This is a genomic window from Bradyrhizobium monzae, assembly GCF_021458635.1.
Taxonomy (GTDB): domain Bacteria; phylum Pseudomonadota; class Alphaproteobacteria; order Rhizobiales; family Xanthobacteraceae; genus Bradyrhizobium.
This window is the reverse complement of sequence record NZ_JAIRDQ010000001.1, coordinates 1514428-1537743: the sequence shown is the minus strand read 5'-3', so window position 1 is coordinate 1537743 and position 23316 is coordinate 1514428. Positions and strand designations below refer to the sequence as shown.

Genomic DNA, 23316 nt, shown 5'->3' with positions numbered 1-23316 from the left:
GTGTTGAAGAAAATGACGATGGTGCTGGCGGTCTCGGCCGCCGCGATGTTTGCGACGATGCATGCCGGCCTGGCGCAGACCAAGCTGAAATGGGCCCACGTCTACGAGACCTCTGAGCCGTTCCACACTGCTTCGGTCTGGGCCGCGCAGGAGATCGGCAAGCGCACCAATGGGCGCTACCAGATCGACGTCTATCCGGCCTCCCAGCTCGGCAAGGAAGCCGACATCAACCAGGGCCTCTCGCTCGGCTCGGTCGACATCATCATCTCCGGCTCGAGCTTCGCGGCCAAGAGCTTTCCGCCGATCGGCGTGACCTATTATCCCTACACCTTCCGCGACGCCGATCATCTGCTCGCCTACACCAAGAGCGATATCTTCAAGGAGCTCGCCAAGGGCTATGAGGACAAGAGCGGCCACCACATCATCGCGGTGACCTATTACGGCGTGCGCCAGACCTCCTCGAACAAGCCGATCAAGACCTGCGCCGATCTCAAGGGCCTGAAGATGCGCGTGCCCGACGTTCCGGCCTATCTCGCGATGCCGCGCGCCTGCGGCGCCAACACCGCGCCGATCGCGTTCGCCGAAGTCTATCTCGCGCTCCAGAACGGCACCGTCGAGGCGCAGGAGAACCCGCTGACCACGATCGAGGCCAAGAAGTTCTACGAGGTGCAGAAGCACATCGTGCTGACCGGCCACATCGTCGACCACCTCAACACGGTCGTCGCCGGCGCACTTTGGAAGAAGCTCTCGGACGGGGACAAGAAGATCTTCACCGACGTCGCGCAGGAAGCTGCCGCCAAGGCCACCGAGGAGATCAAGCAGAACGAGGCCAAGCTCGTCGCCTTCTTCAAGGAGAAGGGCCTGACCGTGACCGAGGTCGACAAGAACGAGTTCCGCGACATCGTGCTGAAGAACGTTCCGTTCGAGACCTTCGGCTATCGCAAGGCCGATTGGGAACGGATCCAGGCGGTCAAGTGACGACGTAGTCGTCATCCCCGGGGCGGTCCGGAGGACCGAACCCGGGATCTCGAGGTTCCGGGTTCTCGCTTCGCGAGCCCCGGAACGACGTGAGTCAATCACGTGAGCCAGTTTGAGGGAGTAACATATGTCGACCGCCGAAGTGCACCGGCAGATCACCGGGGACGAGATCGCCCATACCTTCGAGGAGGAGGCGACGCCGAAGGTCGATCTCGGCATCTACGCTTTCGAGGATTGGGTGGCGCTTGCGATCTTCTGGGTGATGGCGCTCGCTGTCTTCCTGCAGTTCTTCACCCGCTACGTGCTCAACGACAGCTACGCCTGGACCGAGGAGATCGCGACCTACTGCCTGATCGGCGTAGTCTTCATCGGCGCGTCCATGTGCGTGCGGTTGTCGCGGCACATCCAGGTCGATTTGATCTACCGCTATCTGCCGCATGTCGTGGCGCGGGCGCTGTCGACCGCGATCGACCTGATCCGGATCGTCTTCTTCGGCTACGCCGTCAAGCTGGTCTGGGTCTACATCCAGATCATCGGCGACGAGTCCATGACCACGATCAATTTCCCAAAGAACTACGTCTACTACGCCGTTCTGCTCGGCTTCGTGCTGATGTTCGTGCGCTCGGTGCAGGTTGCCGTGCAGCATCTGCGCCAGGGCTACTCGATCCTCGAACGTCCCGGCGCCTACGACGGTTTTGAAGGATAATCTCATGCTGCTGTTGCTTGGAGGATTTCTCGTCCTGATGCTGCTCGGCGTTCCCGTGGCGATTGCCATGGCCGCGTCGTCGCTGCTCTACATCCTGGTCAGCGGCGTGACGCCCGACGTCACGCTGGCCCAGCGCATGATCGCCGGCGTCGAGAGCTTTCCGCTGCTGGCCGTGCCCTTCTTCATCCTGGCCGGCAATCTCATGAACATCGCCGGCGTCACCGGGCGCATCTACAAATTCGCGGTCGCGCTGGTCGGCTGGATGCGTGGCGGGCTCGGCCACGTCAACATCATCGGCTCGGTGATCTTCTCCGGCATGTCCGGCACCGCGATCGCGGATGCCGCCGGTCTCGGCACCATCGAGATCAAGGCGATGAAGGACCACGGCTACACCACCGAGTTTTCGGTCGGCGTCACCGCGGCCTCGGCGACGCTCGGCCCGATCATCCCGCCGTCACTGCCCTTCGTGATCTACGGCATGATGGCCAACGTCTCGATCGGCGCGCTGTTCCTGGGCGGCGTCATTCCCGGCATCGTCATGACGCTGTTGATGATGGCCACCGTCACCTATTTCGCGCACAGGAATAAATGGGGTAGCGACACGCCGTTCTCCTGGCCGCAACTCGGCTCCGCCGGCCTCGAGATCGCCATCGTCTTCTCCTTTCCGATGGCGATCTGGTTGATGACGCTGGCAGGCATGTCGACCAATTTGGCCGTGGTCATCGGCCTCGGCGCGCTGCTCGCGATCGACTGGTATTTCGACTTTTCCGCCGTAATGGCGCTGATGGCGCCTGTGATCCTGATCGGCGGCATGACGCTTGGCTGGTTCACGCCGACGGAAGCGGCCGTCGCCGCGGTGATCTGGTCGCTGTTCCTCGGTCTCGTGCGCTACCGCACCATGACTTTGAAGACCGTGGCGAAGGCGACGTTCGACACCATCGAGACCACGGCCTCGGTGCTGTTCATTGTCACCGCGGCCTCGATCTTCGCCTGGCTGCTGACGGTGTCGCAGGCGGCCCAGCTGCTTTCGGACTGGATGCTCAGCATCACCCACAACAAATGGGTGTTCCTGGCGCTCGCCAATGTGTTGATCCTGTTCGTCGGCTGCTTCATCGACACCACGGCCGCGATCACCATCCTGGTGCCGATCCTGCTGCCGATCGTGCTCAAGCTCGGTATCGATCCGATCCACTTCGGTCTGATCATGACGCTCAACCTGATGATCGGCCTGTTGCATCCACCGCTCGGCATGGTGCTGTTCGTGCTCGCGCGCGTGGCAAGGCTCTCGGTCGAGCGCACGACGGTCGCGATCCTGCCCTGGCTGGTGCCGCTGCTGGTCGCGCTGATCGCGATCACCTACATTCCCGAACTCACCCTCTGGCTGCCGAAATATATGGGACTTTCCAAATGACCTCGACCTCTCTCGCTGCGACCCTGTTCGGCCCCGAAGATCTGCGCATGATCGAGCATCCGCTCGACAAGCTTGCGGACGGCATGGTGCGTATCCGCTTCGGTGCCGGCGGCATCTGCGGCTCGGACATGCATTACTTCCGCCACGCCCGGACCGGCGACTTCGTGGTGAAGTCGCCGCTCGTGCTCGGCCACGAGATCTCGGGCCAGGTCGTGGAGATCGCGGGCACCGCTGCAAACCTGAAGGTCGGCGACCGCGTCGCCGTCAATCCGTCGCGCTGGTGCGGTCATTGCGGGGCCTGCCGCGAGGGCCGGCAGAACCTCTGCGAGAATATCTACTTCATGGGCTCGGCGTCGAAGACGCCGCACATGCAGGGCGGTTTTGCCAATTATTTCGACGCGATCCCGGCGCAGTGCGTGAAGATCCCGGACCATGTGTCCTATCAGGCCGCAGCGCTTGCCGAGCCGCTCGCGGTCTGCCTGCACGCCGTCGCGCGCGCCGGTAAGATCGAAGGCAAGCGCGGCATCATCTTTGGTGCCGGGCCGATCGGGCTTCTGACCATGCTGGCCGCGCACCGCGCCGGCATGGCCGATATCACGGTGGCCGACATCGCACCGGCCCCGTTGGCGTTCGCGACCCGGCTCGGCGCATCGCATGTCGAGAACGTCGCAAATGGTGAAGAGGGCCTCAAGGCGCAGGCCGCCTCGCGTTCCGACGATGTCGCATTCGAAGTCTCAGGCACGGCCGCTGGTCTTGCCAGCGCCATCGGCATCGTCAGGCGCGGCGGCGTCGTGGTCCAGATCGGCAATTTGCCGGGCGGGCAAATTCCGACGCCGTCGAATGCGGTGATGGCGAAGGAGATCGATCTGCGCGGCTCGTTCCGCTTCGGGCTTGAATTCATGACTGCCGTGGAATTGATTGGTGCTGGCAGTGTCGACGTGCTGTCGCTGGTCACCGCCGAGCGGCCGCTGTCGACTGCGCCGGACGCGCTGCGGCTGGCGCTCGACCGCTCGCAGAGCGTCAAGGTCGTGCTGACCGCCAACTGATCCGGGAGAATTTCGATGATGCTAGAGGGATGGCGCTGGTACGGGCCCAATGATCCCGTGTCCTTGGACGATGTCAGGCAGGCCGGCGCGACCGATATCGTCTCGGCGCTGCATCAGGTGCCGATCGGCGAGGCCTGGACGCGCAAGGCGGTCGAGGAGCGCAAGAATTTCATCGAGAACGGCCAGCCCGGCCGGTCGCAATTGACATGGTCGGTGGTGGAATCGATTCCCATCCCCGACGACGTCAAGCGGCTCGGGGGCAAGGCAACGAAGTCCATCGAGGCGTGGATCGCGAGCCTCGAGGCGGTGGCAGCGTCCGGCATCAAGATCATCTGCTACAATTTCATGCCTGTGGTCGACTGGTGCCGCACCGATCTGGAATGGGAGCTGCCGAACGGCGCCCGTGCCATGCGCTTCGACCAGGACCGCTTTGCGGCCTTCGAGCTGTACATCCTGAAGCGCCCGGCCGCTGTCCAGGAGTACTCCCCCGAGCAGCAGGCGCGCGCGAAAGCGCTGTTCGACAAGATGAGCCAGGCGGACATCGACTATCTCATCATGGCCATCGCCAGCGCGCTGCCGGGCTCGACCACCGAGCCGATGACGATCCCGCAATTCCGCGATCGGCTGGAGACCTATCGCGACATCACGCCAAAGATACTGCGCCAGCATCTCGCTGAGTTTCTTGCACGCGTCGCGCCGGTGGCCGAGCAGCTCGGCGTTTCGTTGACGCTGCATCCGGACGATCCGCCGCGCCCGCTGTTTGGCCTGCCGCGCGTTGCTTCCACCGCCGACGACTATCAGGCGCTGTTCGATGCGGTGCCGTCGAAGACCAACGGCATCTGCCTCTGCACCGGCTCGCTCGGCGTGCGCGCGGAGAACAATCTGCCAGCCATGGCCGAACGCTTTGGCCCGCGTATCGCCTTTGCGCATCTGCGTGCGACCAAGCGCGAGGCCGACGGCCTGACGTTCTACGAGTCCGATCATCTCGACGGCGACGTCGACATGGTCGCGGTGCTGAAAGTGCTGTTGAAGGAGAACGCGCGGCGTGCGCCCGACAAGCAAATCGTATTCCGTCCCGATCACGGCCATCGCATGCTCGACGATCTCGCTGCTACCAAGCGCACCAATCCCGGCTATACTGCGATCGGCCGCCTCCGCGGGCTCGCCGAGCTCCGCGGCGCGATCCGCGCAATCGAGCATCAATAGGAGATCTGCGGCGGTGTGTGAGCAGAGGTGAGAGATGCGCCTGACGCAGTGTCATAACTTCCACGACTTCCGGCGGCTGGCGCGTCACCGGCTGCCGGGCCCGATCTTCGACTACATCGATGGCGGGGCCGACGATGAGGCGACCCTCCGCCGCAACAGCGCCAGCTTCGAGCATTGCGATCTGCTGCCCAACGTGCTGCGCGGCGTGCAGCAGGTCGACCTCTCGGTCACCGTCATGGGCCAGAAGCTCGCGCAGCCGTTCTATTGCTCGCCGACCGCTTTGCAGCGGCTGTTCCATCATGACGGCGAGCGTGCCGTCGCTGCGGCGGCTGCGAAATACGGCACTATGTTCGGCGTCTCCTCGCTGGGCACGGTGAGTCTCGAGGAATTGCGCAAGGCCTACGATACGCCGCAGGTCTATCAGTTCTATTTCCACAGGGATCGCGGCCTCAACCGCGCCATGATGCAGCGCGCCAAGGAGGCGGGCGTCCAGGTGATGATGCTGACGGTCGACAGCATCACCGGAGGCAATCGCGAGCGCGATCTGCGCACCGGCTTCAGCATTCCCTTCCGCCTGACGCTTGCCGGCATGCTTCAATTCGCGATCAAGCCGAATTGGGGCATTCAGTACCTCACCCACGAGAAATTCCGGCTGCCGCAGCTGGACGAGCATGTCGACATGAGCGGCGGCGCCATGTCGATCGGCCGCTATTTCACGGAGATGCTGGATCCTGCGATGAACTGGGACGATGTCGCGGAGATGGTGCGGACCTGGAACGGGCCGTTCTGCCTGAAGGGGATCATGTCGGTGGAGGACGCGCGCCGCGCGGTTGATATCGGCTGTGCCGGGATCGTGCTGTCCAACCATGGTGGCCGCCAGCTCGACGGCTCCCGCTCGGCCTTCGATCAGCTCGCCGAAATCGTCGACGCCGTGGGTGACCGCATCGACGTGATGATGGATGGCGGCATCCAGCGCGGAACCCATATCCTGAAGGCGTTGTCGCTCGGCGCCAAGGCGGTCGGGCTGGGACGATACTATCTCTATCCGCTCGCTGCCGCCGGCCAGCCCGGTGTCGAACGGGCCCTCGGCCAATTGCGCGCCGAACTCGAGCGCGGCATGAAGCTGATGGGGTGCAATTCGATCAGCCAGCTGTCGCGCGCCAATCTGCGCTTTCGGCCCGGGTAGCGCGCAATTTTTCTCCGTCATTGCGAGCGGAGCGAAGCAATCCAGACTGTCTCCGCGGAAAGATTCTGGATTGCTTCGCTGCGCTCGCAATGACGGCGTTGAGGCAGCTCCGCGCAGATGTCCGCTACTGCCCTGCCGGCGAGACCCTCAAGCCTTCGCCTCCAACCACGCCAAAATCATCTCCACGATCTGGCTCCTGCTCTTCGCCAGCACCTTGGGTTCGCTGAGGTCGCGGTCGAACAGCGCACCGAAGGTGTGGCGGTTGGCGACGCGGAAGAAGCAGTAGGAGGAGATGGCCAGATGCAGATCGATGGCGTCGACGTCGTCGCGGAAGGCGCCTTCAGCGCGGCCGCGCTTGAGGATGCCGTCGAGTGTTGCGATCACACTGGCGTTGAGCTGGCGCAGCTGCAGATTCTGCTTGAGGTGCTTGCCGTGGTGGATGTTCTCGATTGAGACGAGGCGGATGAAGTTCGGATTGCGCTCGTCGTGGTCGAAGGTCGCCTCGATCAGCCGGCGCAGGCCCTCGCGCGCGTCGCAGCTGGCGATGTCAAGCTGGTCCTCCAGCGCGCGGATGCTGCGATAGGCTTCTTCCAGCACGGCGAGATAGAGCTGCTCCTTGCCGCCGAAATAATAATAGATCATCCGCTTCGAGGTACGCGTGCGCGCCGCGATCGCATCGACGCGGGCGCCGGAATAGCCCTCCGAGGCGAACTCGGCCATCGCCACTTCGAGGATGTCGCGCTTGGTGCGCTCGGGGTCGTTGGTGCGCTTCGATGGGGGTGGCATGCGCTCGAGCATCACTGTTTCTCCCGCCCGTTTCTATGGATCACCTTGAAGGTGAAGGCAAATTTCGCCCAATCCGACGTCTTTTGATGTTGGCTTGCATAAACGTACTAGTTCGTACATTATGGATCGAAACCAAGGTTGCGGCAACCAAAAGCAAAAAGCGCGCGCAAGGCCGGACGGCCAAAGCGAGCCGCGATCGACATCGCACACGGGGAGGAATTTTGATGAGCTCGACCTCAATCGCATCGCTGCACGCGCCGTCCGGCGCGGAGACGACGCAAAACAAGCTGCCGAAGCGCGCCGCGCTCGTCAGCTTCGTCGGCAGCATGCTCGAATACTACGACTTCTTCATCTACGGCACGGCGGCGGCGCTGATCTTTCCAAAAGTGTTCTTCGCCAATGTCGATCCCGCGACCGGGACGCTGCTCGCACTGTTGTCGTTCGGCATCGGCTATATCGCGCGCCCCGTCGGCGCCGTCATTCTCGGCCATTTCGGCGACCGCATCGGCCGCAAGACGGTGCTGCTGTTCACCCTGGTGGTGATGGGCGCTTCGACGCTCGCGATCGGCCTGCTGCCGGATGCCAAGACGATCGGCAACGCCGCGCCCATCATCCTGACACTGCTGCGCCTGTTGCAGGGCCTGTCGGCCGCCGGCGAGCAGAGCGGCGCGAACTCGCTGACGCTGGAGCATTCCGCCAATTCCAACCGCGCCTTCTTCACGAGCTGGACCTTGAGCGGCACCCAGGCCGGCGCGATCCTGGCGACGCTGGTGTTCATTCCGGTGTCCAGCATGCCGGAAGATCAGCTGCTGAGCTGGGGCTGGCGCATTCCGTTCCTGCTCTCCGCGCTGGTGCTGCTGGTCGCTTATCTGGTGCGGCGGACCATGCCGGAAACGCCCGTGTTCGAAGACATCAAGGACAAGGCGAAAGTGGCGCGCTTTCCCGTCGTCGCGCTGCTGCGCGACTACTGGCCGGACGTGCTGCGCGTCATCGTCTGCGCGTTGATCGCGACTGTCAGCACCATGACCGCGGTGTTTGCGCTCGGCTATGCCACCAGCAAATTCGGCGTCGCGCGTCCGACCATGTTGTGGGCCGGCGTGCTCGGCAATGTCGTGGCGCTGTTCGCCCAGCCGCTCTGGGCCTTGCTCGCCGACAGGATCGGCCGCAAGCCGGTGTTCATCGGCGGCGTGCTTGGCTGTGCCGCGCTACTGTTCCCCTATTTCATGCTGGTGACGTCTGGCAGCACGCCCGCGATCTTCGCCGCCGCGATTGGCCTCTACATCATCTACTCCGCGCCGAACGCGATCTGGCCGTCGTTCTATGCCGAGATGTTCGAGGCGCGCGTGCGCTATTCCGGCACCGCGATCGGCACCCAGCTCGGCTTCCTCGCCGCCGGCTTCACGCCGCTGGTGAGCGCGAGCCTTGTCGGCGAAGGTCCGAACGGCTGGATCCCGGTCGCGATCTTCGTCGCCGGTTGCTGTGTCGCCTCGGCCGTAGCCGCATCGACCGCGCGCGAGACTCACAAGGTCGACATCGCCGATCTCGGCAAGCGGCGCGCGTGAGCGCAAGACAGGATAACGATCGCATGCTGACCAACGCCGTTCCGACCACGCTCGGCCCGATCATCGGGGCCGAGCAGGGGACCGTCCGCGCCTTCAAGGGCGTGCCGTTCGCGACCGCGCGGCGCTTCGCCAAGGTGACACTGCCGCTGGCGTGGACGGAGCCGCGCCAATGCACGGACTACGGCGCCTATGCGCCGCAGCCCGGGCACCTCGATCAGGCAGAAGAATCCTGTCTCAGCCTGAATATCTGGACGCCGGTCGGCGCGAAGCGCCCATTGCCGGTGCTGTTCTTCATCCATGGTGGCGCCTTCGTCACCGGCGGCGGTGCCGACTATGACGGCGCCTTCCTCGCCGCGCACGGCCCGGCCGTCATCGTCACCATCAACTATCGGCTCGGCCCGCTCGGCTTCCTGCAGCTGCATCGCCACGGATTGGGTGAGGCCAACAACCTCGCGATCTCGGATTCGCTCGCCGCGCTCGACTGGGTCCAGGCCAATATCGCCAATTTCGGCGGCGATCCGGACCAGGTGACGTTGTCGGGCCAGTCGGCCGGCGCGTCCATGGTGATCGCGCTCGCGACGCTGCCGCAGGCCAAGGGCAAGTTCGCCCGCGCGCTCGCGCTGAGCGCACCGGGGCGCAACATCATGAGCGCCGACCATGCCGATCAGGTCGCGCGCCGCGTGCTGGCCGAGCTCGACCTCGAGCACGATGCCAGCGCGATCGCATCCGTGCCGTTGCCAAAGCTCTTTGCGGCCGTCGAGCGCGTCGGCCGCAGAATCGCAGACGAGACCGCGTCAGGCACCGTGTTCGGCCCGGTGCTCGACGGCACCGTGATCCCGCGCGAGCCGCGCGAAGTCTTTGCCGAGGGAAGCCTGCGCGACATTCCGCTCTGGCTCGGCTCCTGTCGCGACGAGATGGTGATGTTCCTGAAGAGCACGCCGCCGGCCGCGATGATCCGCACCACCGAGCGCAATGTCCACGCTGCCTTTGGCGATGCCGGCTGGGAGCGCCTGCTGGCCTGTTATCGCAGCTCGGCGCGTCTCGACGAGGATCCGCACGAAGCGCTGCTGTCCGATGCGTTCTGGCACCGCCCGATGGCCGATCTCGCGCGAGCCCACGCAGCAGCAGGTGGTGCAGTCTGGCTCAGCCGGTTCGATCATCGCCCGTCGCTGGAACCGTTCCTGTCGCAAGGACCGACCCACGGCGCCGACAATGCCTGCCTCTGGGCACATCTGCCAAATTTCATCGATCGCCCGATCCTGAAGCGCAAGGGCGGCCCGATGACCCCGGCCGATATCGACGTCGCGGCGCGGTTTCAGACGAGCCTGCTGCGGTTCGTGACGTCGGGCATGCCTGATGTCGCGGAAGCCTGGCCCCGGTTCGAGCCGGCCAAGGAGCCGCTCGCAATCTTCGGCCAGCCATTTCATATTGTCCCCCTCAACGAGGGCGTGCGCTTCCGCCTCTGGGCGGAACTGAGCACAGGCTCCAACGACAAGAAGAACATCAGGGAGGCCGTATGAGCATTTTCAACAGGAACGCTACGCGCGGTTCGATCGTCTCGCTGCTTGGCGCGTTCGCGCTGCTGGCCGCTTCGCCCGTCACCGCGCAGATCGTCGCGACGCCTGTTCCCGGAGATCCCGTCAGCATCGATAGCGGCGCCGTCTCCGGCAAGGTGCTGCCGTCGAACGTAAAGGCCTATTTCGGCATTCCCTTTGCCGCGCCGCCGCTCGGCGACCTCCGCTGGCGCGCGCCGCAAAAGGTCGAAGCGTGGCAGCGCGTCTATCACGCCGACCGGCTGGCGCCGGAATGCATCCAGGTGCTGCGCCGGCACAATCTCAATCATTATTTCGGCGAGGAGGCGACCAGCGAGAACTGCCTCTATCTGAACATCTGGGCGAGCGCCGATGCCAAACCGGCCGCGAAGCTGCCGGTGGTGGTCTGGATCTATGGCGGCGGCTTCACGCTCGGCTCCAGCGGCATGGCGATGTATGACGGCGAGAACGTTGCGAAGAAAGGCACGATCTTTGTCAGCTTCAACTATCGCGTCGGCATTCTGGGCAATCTCGCCCATCCCGAGCTGACCGCGGAATCGCAAAACCACGCCTCCGGCAATTACGGCCTGATGGACCAGGTCGCGGCGCTGCAATGGGTCAAGCGCAACATCGCGCAATTTGGCGGCGACCCTGACAACGTCACCATCACCGGGCAGTCGGCCGGCGCGATGTCGGTGTCGGCGCTGGAAGCGAGCCCGCTGGCGAAGGGCCTGTTCAATCGCGGTTTTGCGATGAGTCTGAGCATGTTCGACAACCGCTTCAAATTCCCGGCGTTGCCCGCCGCCGAGAAGATCGGCCTCGAGGTGCAGTCGGCGCTTGGCGCGTCGTCGTTGGCCGAGATGCGGCAGATCCAGGCCGACAAGATCCTAGCGGTCCAGAAGGACTGCCAGCTCGGCTGCGCCGGCACGATCTCGGTCACGCCCGATATCGACGGCTATGTGCTGCCCGATACCGTCCCGAATATCTTTGCGGCCGGAAAGCAGAACGACGTCGCGACCGTCGCGGGCTTCACCAGCGACGAAAGCTCGAACGATCTGCGCACCGCAGGAACGTTAGACGCCTATATCGCCGCCGCGAAAAAACTCTACGGCGACCAGGTCGATCGCTTCCTCGCGCTCTACCCTGCCAAGACCGACGGCGAGGCGAAGGCGATGGGTCTGCTCGCCGCGCGCGAAGGGCTGGTCGAGATCGGCACGCGCAACTGGGCCGAAGCCCAGGCCAAGAGCGGCAAGGCGCCGTTCTACATGTACATGTTCTCGCGCGTGCATCCCTTCGCGCCCGGCATCGAGTTCTTCGACAGCCCGCAGAAGATCGGCGCCTATCACACCTCCGATGTACCCTACTGGTTCGGAACGCAGGACGCCTTCAACAAATTCCGCACCACGCGCAACTGGACCGAGTTCGACCGCGCGCTGTCGGAACGCATGATGGACACGCTCGTGGCCTTTGCGCGCACCGGCAATCCCGCCACGCCGGCGACGCCGTGGCCGCAATGGAAGCAGGACGCGCAGACCTATGTCGAGTTCGGCGACGTATCCGGCGTGCGCGAGGAAAACCGGGCGCGGCTCGATTTCCACACGCCCGCCAACGTCACGCCCTCGACGCCGCGAGTTTCACGCGACTAGCGCGCGGACGACACCCCACGCACCTGTAATCTGCTTCACAAGCAATCGCGCCGATCTGCGCTAGATCAAGTCAGGCCCCGCCTCCGCGCGGCCGGCTTCGGAGCTGGCGATGATTGCTGCATTGGCAAAGGCAATATCCCGCGCGACGGGAGCCAATCTCGATGTCGAAACGCTGAAGATCCTGGCGATCTTCTCGGGCGCGGGCCTGCTGGTCTCGCTCGTGGCCGCGATGATCTACGGACAGGCTCTCAACGCGGCTCTGTTCTGAGCGCGTTGCGACCCGTCAGGCCACCGGATCCTCCGAACGGCTCCGCTCAATTGGCGCCAGCGGCGGTGCGCGCTTGAGGGGAGCGTCCTCTCGTGGTGCTGTATCACCGTCTGCGACGTGCTCGACCGGCGCGGAGCCGGTGTCGTCGCGCCAGGCGACGATCCAGATCAGAAAGCCCAGGACCGCGAGCCCGGCGCCGACGGGACCGGTGGAGGTCCAGCCGAGACCCTGGCGAATGGCGAGGCCGCCGAGGAACGGACCAAGCGCGTTGGCGGTGTTGAACGCCGAATGATTGAGCGCGGCCGCAAGCGCCTGTGCGTCTCCTGCCACGTCCATTAGCCGCGTCTGCAGGACTGCCCCGAGCGCGACGCTGGCGCCGATCGCAAAGATGTCGATCGCGAGCAGCCAGGGATTGCCGGCGACGAGCGGAAACACCAGCAGTGCCACGGCTGCAAACACCAGGATGACGCCCGCCGTCGGCATCAGCGCGCGATCGGCGAAGCGCGGCACGAACAGATTGCCGAGCGTGGCGCCGATGCCGAAGATCGCCAGGAAGAACGGAATGACCTCGGTGCTGACCTTGGTGACCTCGATCAAGGTTGTCGCCAGATAAGTGTAGACGGCAAACATGCCGCCGAAGCCGATGGCGCTGATCGCGAGCGTCGTCCAGACGCGGCGGCTTCGGAGCGCGCCGAGCTCGCACAGCGGATCCGATCGGCCGGCCTGGTCGCGCGGCGCGAACAGCGCACACAGCAGAACCGTGAGCAAGGCCAGCACCGACACGAAGCCAAAGCTCGCGCGCCAGCCGACCGCCTGGCCGATCAAATTGGCCAAGGGCACGCCGATGATAGTGGCGACGGTCAGGCCCAGCATGACCTGGCCCACCGCCTGGGAGCGACGATGTTGCGGAACGAGTGAGGCGGCAACCAGCGCGGCGATGCCGAAATAGGCGCCGTGAGGCAGGCCGGAGAGAAAGCGGGCCGCGACCATCGCACCGAAGCCGGGTGCGAGCGCGGTGAGGGCGTTGCCGAGCGCAAACACGGCCATCAGCACCAGCAACTGCGTGCGCCGGGCGAACCGCGCGCCGAGCACGGCAATCAGCGGCGCGCCCAGCACCACGCCGAGGGCGTAGGCGCTGATCGCGTGTCCGGCCGTCGGCTCGTCGATATGAAGGTCGGCCGCGAAGAACGGCAGCAGGCTCATCGACGCGAATTCGGTGGTTCCGATCGCAAAGCCGCCCATCGCGAGCGAGAACAGGACGATGGCGAGATGAGGGGGCGCGGAAGCCGAGTTCGATGTCGTGCTCGGCGAGGTCGCGTGAGGCGAGGGCGTCATGTGTCCTGCATTGGTGGCGGCAACGGGAACCAGCCCAGCAAACGTCGCCGTCCCTGCAGTCTTTGTCTCACCTACTTAAACGCGCACGGGTCCGCGTCAACACCGGAAGCTCCACGTAACGCCAATTGCATATCAGCATCCCGGTATGATCGAGGCGCTGGCCCCCGGGGTTATTTTCGAAACAGCGAGATGTTGTCGCTGAGCCAATCGGTTACCGGGCGCGGAGCGTGGCCCGTCAGTTCGTGAACAGTTGACGTGGTTTCTGCGAGCACCGACTCATGGAAAATGCGATCCAGGCCGAGCATCAGGTCGGCAACAAATTCGTTCAGCCCCGAAGCGAGCAGTTTCTCGCGCTGCTCCTCGGGGCTTCGGTGCTGGTATGTGACGGCGCGACCGAGTAACCCGGACAGTTCATCTGCTATTTCAGGCATGCTCACCGCGGCCGGCCCGGTCAGGTGATAGGCGCGCTGAGAAGTCACGTGCGCATCGTCGAGAAGGACTGCGAAAGCGGAATCTGCGACATCGCGTGTGTTGATGAGGTTGACCAACCCGTCGCCCGCTGCCCCGCCCCATATGTCATTGGCAATTGGAGCGCTGGCCCGCGCCAGGATGTCAACAAAACTCGAAGGTCGCAAAACCGTAAAACCTACGTCGCAGGTCGCAAGATGCGCCTCAATTTGCATATGCCAGTCGAACGGATGTAGCCGAGAGGGCGGTCCCAACACAGACAATTTGACGATATGACGCACACCGGCGGCTACGGCTGCGTCGACCAGCGCGATTTCATTGGCGACCTGCCGGGGAGAGGTGCCGTGAGCGAGGAACAGACGGTCGGCGCCGCGCAGCGCGTCGTCCAAAGTTGACCGAGCATCGAAGTCCACGGTCGCCAGGGACACTCCGGACGGCAGCCGCTCGGCGCCCGACGTGCGGGTCAACGCCACAAGATCAACCGGTTCGCTGACCAGTTTTGCGATCAAGGAGGAGCCGACTCGACCTGTGGCTCCCGCGACCGCAATGCGCGGTTGGCCGGCCTTGGACTGGGAAGGATTGAACATCCGGACGACCTTTCGTATCTTGGAACGATCAGTTCACAATAGTTGGAACGATCGTTCCAGAATGTCAAGCGGGGATGCGATGAGCGGGAAACCCCAATTCGATGACGATGCCGTGATCCATTCCGCGATGGATGTGTTTTGGCGTCATGGCTATTCGGCTTCGTCAATCGATCAACTGACGACAGCGATGGGTTTGTCGCGGTCGAGTGTGTACAAGCGATTTCAGGATAAGGACGGGCTGTTCCAGGAAGTCCTTTCGACTTACGTCGACCGCGTCGTGCGGCGGATGAGCGCCGTCCGGGGCGACACGAAGCGCCAACAGCTCGAAGCGTTGTTGCACGAATTCCTGCCCAGAGACGGCAGGGGGGCGCGACCGGTTGGATGCTTACTGGCTCGATCTTGCGCCGAGATGGTCGATCTGCCTCCGGCGGGCCAGTCGGTCGCGCGGCAAGGACTTAAGCAGCAGCGTGCGATCCTCAGCGAGATTTTGCGCGAGGCGGTCGCAAGTGGAGAATTGGCGGCGGCAACCGACATCGACGGATTGGCGTGGCACTATCTCGGTGTGTTGCAGGCCATATTGAATTTGCCACAAGCCGGCGCGACTGCTGGCGAGCTTCGCCGCGTCATAGAACTTGCAATGACGGCGTGGCCATTGCTCCCTGCGGTCGTGCCCCCCCGACGTGCAGTCTGATGTGGACGTTCGCTTGTGGCTCGACGTGGACCTCATGTGCGCCCGGGCCGTCGCGCGGCGTGCGGGTGCCGCCTTCATGCGTCTCGTGAAATCGGCTGAGGAAGGATTTCAGCGGTTCGCTGCGCGGCTGGAGACGTCCCGGACAAAATGATCAATCAGAACTGCACTTCGCCCGGAATGTCGTCGGCGCTCAGACCGACGGTTTCATAGGCCTTCAGCAGCCATTCGCGGGTCTGGCCCAGCGAACGGTTGTAGTCGGCCCAGGCACTGAGGAAATCCTTGTATCGACGATCGGCTTCGGCACGGATACCGAGGTTGGTCGGCAGCGTCAGCAGCGGCCGCGGGATCGCGAGATCGCCAAGCGTCGGATTCTTTTTCAGCGTGAAGATCGAAAGCACCGCGAGCGAGACATTGCAGTCGGCGCGGCCGGTCGACACAGCGAGGATCGCCTCGTCGCGCGTCTTGAAGCCGAGGATGTTCGCCTTCGGGCAGTAACGCCGCGCGATGGTCTCATGGGTCGAGCCGATGTCGACGGCGATCTTGACCTCGGGCTTGTTGAGCTCGGCCCAGGTTTGCGGCTTGGCAAAACCCTTCTTGGTGATGACGGTGAAGGAGTGCACCAGGATCGGCGTCGAAAAGTCGATGACGAGCGAACGTTCGGGCGTCGGGTTCACAGCGAAGGCGAGGTCGATCTTGTCGGCCTGGAGATCGAGGATCTGGTTGCCCCAGGTCGATTCCAGCGTCTCGACCTTGGCGCCCAGCTTGCCCGCAATGTCGTTCGCCATGTCGATGCAGGCGCCCGACCATTGATTGGTCGCGAGGTCCTTGTGGAAATAGGGGTCTTGGCCTGCGATGACCGCGATCCGCAGCACACCGCTCTTCTTGATGCGGTCGAGCGTGGAGGTCGGCGTGGTGTCGGCCTTGGCCGAAGCGGTCGCGGCCATGGCAGCGCCGGCCAGTGCTACGGTGGTGAATGCGTCCCTGCGGTTCATGGGCAGTGCTCCTGGGGAATGGGGATCATCAGCTCCGGCTCGTGGACTATTTCTGTATTCAGGGCATAATGCAATATGGTATTGCGCCTCTGCCGGCAATTTGAGCGATCGGGCAGTTGGAGCCTAGTGCTCTGGCAAAGCGGGAGAAAATCGCGTGACGCCCGGCCGGACCACGCCCGGTTCGCGATCCGGGATTGAGAAGGAGAAAGTCTGTGCGTGCTGTTTTCGTCGATGCCAACGACACGCTGGCCGCGGTCACCGAGACGCTGCTGAGCGCGGCGAAACTGCCGGTTGGCATCAACCGCAATCCCGCGATCAAGCCGGACGATCTGCCCGGCCTGCTCGGTGATGCCGAGATCATGATCGTCGATCACACCGCGGTGCCGAGTGCGATTGTCGAGAATTGCAAGGCGCTGAAGCATGTTGTCTTCCTCGGCACCGGCGCGCGCAGCTACATGAATCCGGAAGAGCTTAGCCAACGTGGCATCGCCGTGCACACCATCAAGGGTTATGGCGACACGGCCGTGGCCGAATGCGCGATCGCGTTGATGTGGGCGTCTGCCAAAAGCTTTGGCGAGATGGATCGCGGCATGCGTGAGGGCAATTGGCTGCGCCGCGACGCCGTGCAGCTCACCGGCAAGACCCTCGGCCTGATCGGTTTCGGCGGCATTGCGGCCGAAGCCGCACGCATGGCGGCCGGCTGCGGCATGAAGGTGATTGCCTGGAACAGGACGCCGAAGACGCATCCGGGTGTCGCGTTCGTGTCGCTGGAGAAGCTGCTGGCGGAGAGCCATGTCATCTCGCTGCATCTTTTGCTCAACGACGAGACCAAGGGTTTCCTGTCGCGCGAGCGCATCGCTCAGATGCGCAAGGGGAGCATTTTGATCAACACCGCGCGCGGCGCAGTCGTCGACGAGGACGCGATGTTAGAGGCGCTGCGCTCCGGCCATATCGCGCATGCTGGCCTCGACGTCTTCACCGTCGAGCCGCTGCCGGCAGGTCATGCCCTGACCAAATTGCCGAACGTGACGCTGTCGGCGCATTCGGCGTTCCGTACGCCCGAGGCGAGCGACAATCTCATTGGCGCAGCGCTCGATCACTGCCGCCGCATCATCGCCACCGGCAAGTAAGACATAAGGACATCCCATGTCGGATATCACCCGTATCGACCAGAACGCCCGCCGCAGCCGCGCCTCCGTGTTCGGCGATCTCGTTTTCCTCGCAGGACAAGTCGCGGACACCAAGACCGCCGACATCACCCAGCAGACCCGCGAGGCGCTGGCGAAGGTCGACGACATGCTGGCGCGCGCCGGCACCGACAAGTCGCGCCTGCTCAGCGTCCAGGTCTGGCTCAAGACGATGGACGATTTCGACGCCATGAACGCGGTCTATGATGCCTGGGTCGTGCCCGGCAACGCGCCGACTCGCGCCTGCGGCAAAGTCGAGCTCGCCGACCCCGCGTATCGTATCGAGGTGATCGCAATCGCCGCGCGTAGCTGACATGCATGCCGATGCCCTCTGCACTGTTTGCATCGGCCTTGCACCTTATTTCCGCCTGTCCTACGCCACCTCGGAACAAAACTTGCGCGAGGCCGTGAAGCGCTTCGCCAAAGCCTGCAGGGAGCTGTCATGACCATTCGCAACACCCGCACCGGGGGCCAGATCCTGATCGATCAGCTGGTCGCCCAGGGCGTCGATCGCGTCACCTGCGTGCCGGGCGAGAGCTATCTCGCGGCGCTCGACGCGCTGCATGACAGCCCGATCGACGTCGTGATCTGCCGCGCCGAAGGTGGTGCGGCGATGATGGCGGAAGCCTATGGCAAGCTCACGGGACGTCCGGGCATCTGCTTCGTCACCCGCGGCCCCGGCGCGACCAATGCCAGCCACGGCGTCCACATCGCGATGCAGGATTCGACGCCGATGATCCTGTTCGTCGGCCAGGTCGACACCGGCATGCGCGAGCGCGAGGCGTTCCAGGAGCTCGACTACAAGGCGGTGTTCGGCACCATGGCGAAATGGGCGGTCGAGATCGATCGTCCCGATCGCATTCCGGAGCTGGTCGCGCGCGCCTTCCGCGTTGCCATGCAGGGCCGCCCCGGTCCCGTCGTGATCGCGCTGCCGGAGAACATGCTGACCGAGACCGCGGCCGTCGCCGACGCCATGCGCATCGAGCCCGCCGTGAGCTGGCCCGCGCCTGCCGATATCGAGCAGGTCGGTACGATGCTTGCGAGCGCCAAGGCGCCGCTCGTCATTCTCGGCGGCTCGCGCTGGACCGATGAAGCCACCAAGAGCATCGCGCGCTTCGCCGAGCGGTTCGACCTGCCGGTCGCGACCTCGTTCCGCCGGGCCTCGCTGATCGACGCCGATCACTCGCATTACGCCGGCGATCTCGGCATCGGGCCGAGCCCCGGCCTGAAGGCCCGCATCGATAACGCCGACGTCATTCTTCTCATCGGCGGCCGCATGTCGGAGATGCCGTCGTCGTCTTACACGCTGCTCGACATTCCGACGCCGAAGCAGAAGCTGATCCACGTGCATCCGGGCTCCGAAGAACTCGGCCGCATCTATCAGCCGGCGCTCGCGATCCAGGCGACACCGGCCGCGTTTGCCGCCGCCGTCGAGACGCTGAAGCCATCAGGCGCCGTTGCCTGGAAGGGTGAGGCCGCCAAGGCGCATGGCGATTATCTCGCCTGGACCGGCAAGGCGCGCGAGCTGCCGGGCAATTTCCAGTACGGTCAGGTCATGACCTGGCTGCGCGACCGCCTGCCAAAGGACGCGATCGTCTGCAACGGCGCCGGCAACTATGCCGGATGGATCCATCGCCATCATCGCTTCCACAGCTTTGCGTCGCAGCTCGCGCCGACCTCGGGCTCGATGGGCTATGGCGTGCCGGCGGGCGTGCTCGCCAAGCGGCAATTTCCGGATCGCGTCGTCGTTGCCTTCGCCGGCGACGGCTGCTTCCTGATGAACGGCCAGGAATTCGCGACCGCCGTGCAGTATGATGCGCCGCTGATCGTGATCGTCGTCGACAATTCGCAATACGGCACCATCCGCATGCACCAGGAGCGCGACTATCCCGGCCGCGTCGTCGGCACCCAGCTCAAGAACCCCGATTTTGCGATGTATGCGAAGGCGTTTGGCGGCCACGGTGAGCGTGTCGAACGCACCGAAGAATTCGCGCCGGCGTTCGAGCGCGCGCTCGCCTCGGGCAAGCCGTCGATCCTCCATTGCATCATCGATTCCAGGGCGATCTCGGTTGGCAAGGATTTTGCGCCGGCAGTGAAGGCGTAGCCGATGTCGGGACGCCGCCATGTCGCCATCATCGGAGCCGGCGCTGTCGGCGTGATCAGCGCCATCGAGGCGCTGCGCGAGGGTCATCGCGTCACGCTGATCGACGCAGGCGAGCCCGGTGGCGAACAGGCGGCAAGCTACGGCAATGCCGGCTGGCTGTCGTCGCATTCGGTGATCCCGCCGGCCGAGCCGGGCATCTGGAAGAAGGTGCCGGGCTATCTGATGGACCCGCTCGGGCCTCTTGCGATCCGCTGGTCTTACTTGCCGAAGGCGCTGCCCTGGCTGATCAAATATCTGCTGTCGGGCTGGACCGAGGCGCGGGTCGAGAAGACCGCCTTTGCGCTGCGCGACCTGCTGAAGGACGCGCCGCTGCTGCACCGGAAGCTTGCCGAAGAGGCGGGTGTGCCTGAACTGGTCGAGCGCAACGGCGTGATGCACGTCTTCCCGTCGCGCGGCAATTTCGACAACGATCTCGGCTGGCGGCTGCGCAAGAAGGTCGGCGTCGAGTGGATGGAGCTCAACGCCGACGAGATGCGTCAGCGCGAGCCGGATCTGCATCCGCGCTACACCTTTGGCGTGGTGGTGGAAGAGGCCGGCCGCTGCCGCGATCCCGGCGCCTATGTTGCAGCTCTTGCCCAGCACGCGCTGGCGAACGGCGCAAAACTCGTGCGCGCCAAGGCGACGGGCCTCAAGCTTTCCGGCAACAAGCTCGTCGCCGTCCTCACCGAGACCGGCGAGATCCCTTGCGACGCCGCGGTCGTTGCCGCCGGCGCGCATTCGAAACGGCTGACCGCTTCGGTTGGCGATCCGCTGCCGCTGGAAACCGAGCGCGGCTATCACGTCATGATCGAGAACCCGGAATCCGGGCCGCGCAGCTCGATGATGGCCTCCGACGCAAAAATGGTGGTGAACTGGACCGACAAGGGCCTGCGCGCCGCGGGCACGGTCGAGATCGCAGGCCTCGAGGCCGCGCCGAACTGGAAGCGCGCCGAGATCTTGCGCAACAACCTGCTGGGCATGTTCCCGAAGCTGCCGAAGGACATCCCGGCCTCGCGCATCAAAACCTGGTTTGGGCATCGGCCGAGCATGCCGGACGGCATTCCCTGCATCGGATACGCACGCGCGTCACGCGACATCGTCTATGCCTTCGGCCACGGCCACATCGGGCTGGTCAGCTCGGCCCGCACTGGCCGTCTCGTCGCCCAGCTTCTGAGCGGCAAGGCTCCCGAAATTCCGCTCGCACCGTTCGCGCCCACTCGCTTCCTCTGAGATCGCATCATGACCAACGCAGCCAGCTCGTCCTCCCGTATCGCCCGTGGCGGCAAGGCCATCTACGGCGCACCGCTCGGCATCTTGATGCTGGAAGCGCGCTTCCCCCGCATTCCCGGCGACATGGGCAATGGCACGACCTGGCCTTTCCCGGTTCTCTATCGCGTGGTGAGCGGCGCTTCGCCGGAGAAAGTGGTGCTGAAGGGCGCGGCTGGCCTGCTGCCTGATTTCATCGATGCGGCCAAGGACCTGGTGCGACTGGGGGCCGAGGCCATCACCACCAATTGCGGCTTCCTCTCGCTGTTCCAGAAGGAGATCGCGGCCGCCGTCGGCGTTCCCGTCGCGACCTCGTCGCTGATGCAGGTGCCGTGGGTGCAGGCGACCCTGCCGCCGGGCAAGCGCGTCGGCCTCGTCACGGTGTCGGGCTCGAGCCTGACGCCGGCCCATCTCGAAGGCGCCGGTGTGCCGCTCGACACGCCGCTGGTCGGCACCGAGAATGGCAAGGAGTTCTTTCGCGTCCTGATCAAGGCCGAGAAGGACGACATGGACGTCGTCCAGGCCGAGCGCGACGTGGTCGAGGCCGGCAAGCAGCTCGTGGCGAAGAACCCTGACGTCGGCGCCATCGTGCTCGAATGCACCAACATGCCACCTTATGCCGCCGCGCTGCAGGCCGAGGTCGGGTTGCCGGTCTATGACATCTATTCCATGATCACCTGGTTTCATGCTGGACTGCGCCCGCGCGCCTTCGCTTGAGTCCGGCTGTCGCAAGCTCTTTCACAACCTATGCTCTCGTTTGCATTGCAATCGCTCCCAACGCCCCGGTATATTGGGGTGTGTGCGGGCATGAATGCAGCTGATGATGAGCAACGTGGAACTGGCTTCCGATAGTATCGTCGATCGCGTCTATGAACAGCTCAAGGCGATGGCCGTGAGCTATGAGTTCAAGCCGGGCGAACGTCTCAACGAGGGTGAGCTGGCCAAACGGCTCGGCGTCAGTCGCACGCCGCTGCGCGAGGCGCTCAATCGTCTCAACACCGAAGGTTTTCTGCGCTTCACGCCGGGCAAGGGCTTCTTCTGCCGCGAGCTCGACGCGCACGAGATCTTCGATCTCTACGAGCTGCGCAAGTCGATCGAGGTCGCCTCGATCCGCCTCGCCATCAAGCGCGCCAGGGACGAGGACATCGACGCGCTGCTGAAATTCCTCGAAGCCACCGGCCCCGATCCCGGCGAGCGGTCCTCGGTGGAGCTGGTCGAGTTGGACGAGACCTTTCACGAGCGGCTGATGGGGATGTCGAACAACGCCGAGATGCTGCGCGTGCTGCGCAACGTCAACGCCCGCATCCGCTTCGTGCGCTGGATCGACATGGACAGCATCAACCGCTCCAATACACAAGCCGAGCACCGCGCGGTGGTCGAGGGCTTGAAGGCGCGTAACGAGGACGCTTGCGTCTCGGTGCTGGAGAAGCACATCGACCGTCGCCTGGATCGCATCACCTCCGCGATCAAGGAAGGCTACGCGCAGATCTACATGCCTGCGGCGGCGAGAGCTGCGACGAATTGAGGACTTCACCTCGCCCCGTTTGAGGCAAGGTCAGCGCATTTGAAAAGGTCGTCATGCCCGGGCTTGTCCCGGGCATCCACGTTCTTTCGTGCTGCGTGGCAAGGCGTGGCTGGCCGGGACAAGCCCGGCCATGACGCCGGAGCAACTGTCCGTGGCTCCGAGCTCGCAGCTATACAATCCTTCAATACCTGCTCATGCCAGACGGTCAGAGCTTTCGCGCGCCAATATCGCTAGCGTGCTCCTCGAAATTCACGGAGACACGCGGTGCATAGCCCAAAGCCCACCCCCGAAACCGACTGGCCGTCCGAGCTCTACCGCATCCTGAAAGCCGCCGGCGTCAAGCAGATGTCGTATGTGCCGGATGCCGGCCACAGCCAGCTGATCCGGATGTTCTCGGCCGACCGCGACGTCACCACCAATGTGCTGACGACCGAGGAGGAGGGCATCGCCATTGCCGCGGGCGCCTGGCTTGGCGGCCAGCGCAGCGTGCTGCTGATGCAGTCGAGCGGCGTCGGCAATTGCATCAACATGCTGTCGCTGTCGGCGATCGGCCGCTTTCCGCTGCTGATGCTGGTGACGATGCGTGGCGAATGGGCCGAGTTCAATCCCTGGCAGGTGCCGATGAGCCGGGCGACGCAACCCTCGCTGGAGGCGATTGGGCTGAAGGTGATGCGCGCGGAGACGGCGGACGACCTCGTCGAGACCGTCGAATCCGCGGCGTCGTTCGCCTACGAGTCCGACCAGCAGATCGCGGTTCTGATCGGGCAGCGCCTGATCGGCAAGAAGAAGTGGTGA

At 64.3% G+C, this 23316-nt stretch carries 22 protein-coding genes; 18 read left to right on the top strand and 4 right to left on the bottom strand.

Annotated elements, in window-relative coordinates:
• The first annotated feature begins 18 nt into the window (after window positions 1–18).
• From K3F49_RS07435 to K3F49_RS07410, 6 genes are all read left to right on the top strand, one after another.
• Complete coding sequence (locus K3F49_RS07435; protein ID WP_234680590.1) at window positions 19–978, top strand: sialic acid TRAP transporter substrate-binding protein SiaP; 960 nt, start codon at window positions 19–21, stop codon at window positions 976–978.
• A gap of 127 nt (window positions 979–1105) precedes the next feature.
• Entirely contained in the window at window positions 1106–1684 is a 579-nt protein-coding gene (locus K3F49_RS07430) for a TRAP transporter small permease (RefSeq protein WP_234680227.1), read from the top strand.
• Window positions 1685–1688: 4 nt separating this feature from the next.
• The gene (locus K3F49_RS07425; protein ID WP_234680226.1) at window positions 1689–3095 is read left to right on the top strand and encodes a TRAP transporter large permease; all 1407 of its coding nucleotides are present in this window, start codon (window positions 1689–1691) and stop codon (window positions 3093–3095) included.
• Window positions 3092–4141: an L-idonate 5-dehydrogenase gene (locus tag K3F49_RS07420; protein ID WP_234680225.1), complete on the top strand. Its 1050-nt coding sequence runs from the start codon at window positions 3092–3094 to the stop codon at window positions 4139–4141. Before K3F49_RS07425 ends, K3F49_RS07420 begins: the two co-directional genes overlap by 4 nt.
• A gap of 15 nt (window positions 4142–4156) precedes the next feature.
• Complete coding sequence (gene uxuA, locus K3F49_RS07415; protein WP_234680224.1) at window positions 4157–5347, top strand: mannonate dehydratase; 1191 nt, start codon at window positions 4157–4159, stop codon at window positions 5345–5347.
• Between the two features lie 34 nt (window positions 5348–5381).
• Window positions 5382–6533 (top strand): alpha-hydroxy acid oxidase, encoded by a 1152-nt coding sequence (locus K3F49_RS07410; protein ID WP_234680223.1) that lies wholly within the window; start codon window positions 5382–5384, stop codon window positions 6531–6533.
• 147 nt (window positions 6534–6680) lie between these two features.
• Here the strand turns inward: K3F49_RS07410 and K3F49_RS07405 are convergent, their stop codons facing one another.
• On the bottom strand, window positions 6681–7331 hold the full coding sequence (locus K3F49_RS07405; protein WP_234680222.1) for a TetR/AcrR family transcriptional regulator: 651 nt from the start codon (window positions 7329–7331) through the stop codon (window positions 6681–6683).
• A 212-nt stretch (window positions 7332–7543) separates the two neighbouring features.
• Here K3F49_RS07405 and K3F49_RS07400 point away from each other — a divergent pair, with 212 nt between their 5' ends.
• The 4 genes from K3F49_RS07400 to K3F49_RS07385 all read left to right on the top strand — a co-directional run bounded on the left by K3F49_RS07400 (window position 7544) and on the right by K3F49_RS07385 (window position 12327).
• Entirely contained in the window at window positions 7544–8881 is a 1338-nt protein-coding gene (locus K3F49_RS07400) for an MFS transporter (RefSeq protein ID WP_234680221.1), read from the top strand.
• 23 nt (window positions 8882–8904) lie between these two features.
• Window positions 8905–10401, top strand: a complete 1497-nt coding sequence (locus K3F49_RS07395) for a carboxylesterase family protein (protein ID WP_234680220.1) — start codon at window positions 8905–8907, stop codon at window positions 10399–10401.
• The gene (locus tag K3F49_RS07390) at window positions 10398–12059 is read left to right on the top strand and encodes a carboxylesterase/lipase family protein (RefSeq protein ID WP_234680219.1); all 1662 of its coding nucleotides are present in this window, start codon (window positions 10398–10400) and stop codon (window positions 12057–12059) included. The genes K3F49_RS07395 and K3F49_RS07390 overlap by 4 nt, the downstream gene beginning before the upstream one ends.
• A 109-nt stretch (window positions 12060–12168) precedes the next feature.
• The gene (locus K3F49_RS07385) at window positions 12169–12327 is read left to right on the top strand and encodes a hypothetical protein (RefSeq protein ID WP_234680218.1); all 159 of its coding nucleotides are present in this window, start codon (window positions 12169–12171) and stop codon (window positions 12325–12327) included.
• A gap of 15 nt (window positions 12328–12342) precedes the next feature.
• Here the strand turns inward: K3F49_RS07385 and K3F49_RS07380 are convergent, their stop codons facing one another.
• Complete coding sequence (locus K3F49_RS07380; RefSeq protein WP_234680217.1) at window positions 12343–13662, bottom strand: MFS transporter; 1320 nt, start codon at window positions 13660–13662, stop codon at window positions 12343–12345.
• A 170-nt stretch (window positions 13663–13832) separates the two neighbouring features.
• The gene (locus K3F49_RS07375; protein WP_234680216.1) at window positions 13833–14717 is read right to left on the bottom strand and encodes an NmrA family NAD(P)-binding protein; all 885 of its coding nucleotides are present in this window, start codon (window positions 14715–14717) and stop codon (window positions 13833–13835) included.
• Window positions 14718–14796: 79 nt separating this feature from the next.
• On the opposite strand from K3F49_RS07375, the gene K3F49_RS07370 reads away from it, so the two are divergent.
• Entirely contained in the window at window positions 14797–15408 is a 612-nt protein-coding gene (locus K3F49_RS07370; protein WP_234680215.1) for a TetR/AcrR family transcriptional regulator, read from the top strand.
• A gap of 155 nt (window positions 15409–15563) precedes the next feature.
• On the opposite strand, the gene K3F49_RS07365 is transcribed toward K3F49_RS07370, so the two are convergent.
• Entirely contained in the window at window positions 15564–16400 is an 837-nt protein-coding gene (locus tag K3F49_RS07365; RefSeq protein WP_234680214.1) for a transporter substrate-binding domain-containing protein, read from the bottom strand.
• Between the two features lie 212 nt (window positions 16401–16612).
• Between K3F49_RS07365 and K3F49_RS07360 the strand changes: the two genes are divergently transcribed.
• From K3F49_RS07360 to K3F49_RS07330, 7 genes are all read left to right on the top strand, one after another.
• Complete coding sequence (locus tag K3F49_RS07360) at window positions 16613–17530, top strand: NAD(P)-dependent oxidoreductase (RefSeq protein ID WP_234680213.1); 918 nt, start codon at window positions 16613–16615, stop codon at window positions 17528–17530.
• 16 nt (window positions 17531–17546) lie between these two features.
• Window positions 17547–17900 (top strand): RidA family protein, encoded by a 354-nt coding sequence (locus K3F49_RS07355; RefSeq protein WP_063681069.1) that lies wholly within the window; start codon window positions 17547–17549, stop codon window positions 17898–17900.
• Between the two features lie 129 nt (window positions 17901–18029).
• Window positions 18030–19691 carry a thiamine pyrophosphate-binding protein gene (locus tag K3F49_RS07350; RefSeq protein WP_234680212.1) on the top strand — a complete coding sequence of 554 codons (1662 nt, stop codon included), beginning with the start codon at window positions 18030–18032 and terminating at the stop codon, window positions 19689–19691.
• A gap of 3 nt (window positions 19692–19694) precedes the next feature.
• Window positions 19695–20960, top strand: coding sequence for an NAD(P)/FAD-dependent oxidoreductase (locus K3F49_RS07345; protein WP_234680211.1), 1266 nt, complete (start codon window positions 19695–19697; stop codon window positions 20958–20960).
• A 9-nt stretch (window positions 20961–20969) separates the two neighbouring features.
• The gene (locus tag K3F49_RS07340; RefSeq protein WP_234680210.1) at window positions 20970–21713 is read left to right on the top strand and encodes an aspartate/glutamate racemase family protein; all 744 of its coding nucleotides are present in this window, start codon (window positions 20970–20972) and stop codon (window positions 21711–21713) included.
• 103 nt (window positions 21714–21816) lie between these two features.
• Window positions 21817–22521, top strand: coding sequence for a GntR family transcriptional regulator (locus K3F49_RS07335; RefSeq protein WP_234680209.1), 705 nt, complete (start codon window positions 21817–21819; stop codon window positions 22519–22521).
• A gap of 264 nt (window positions 22522–22785) precedes the next feature.
• The gene (locus K3F49_RS07330) at window positions 22786–23316 is read left to right on the top strand and encodes a thiamine pyrophosphate-binding protein (RefSeq protein WP_234680208.1); all 531 of its coding nucleotides are present in this window, start codon (window positions 22786–22788) and stop codon (window positions 23314–23316) included.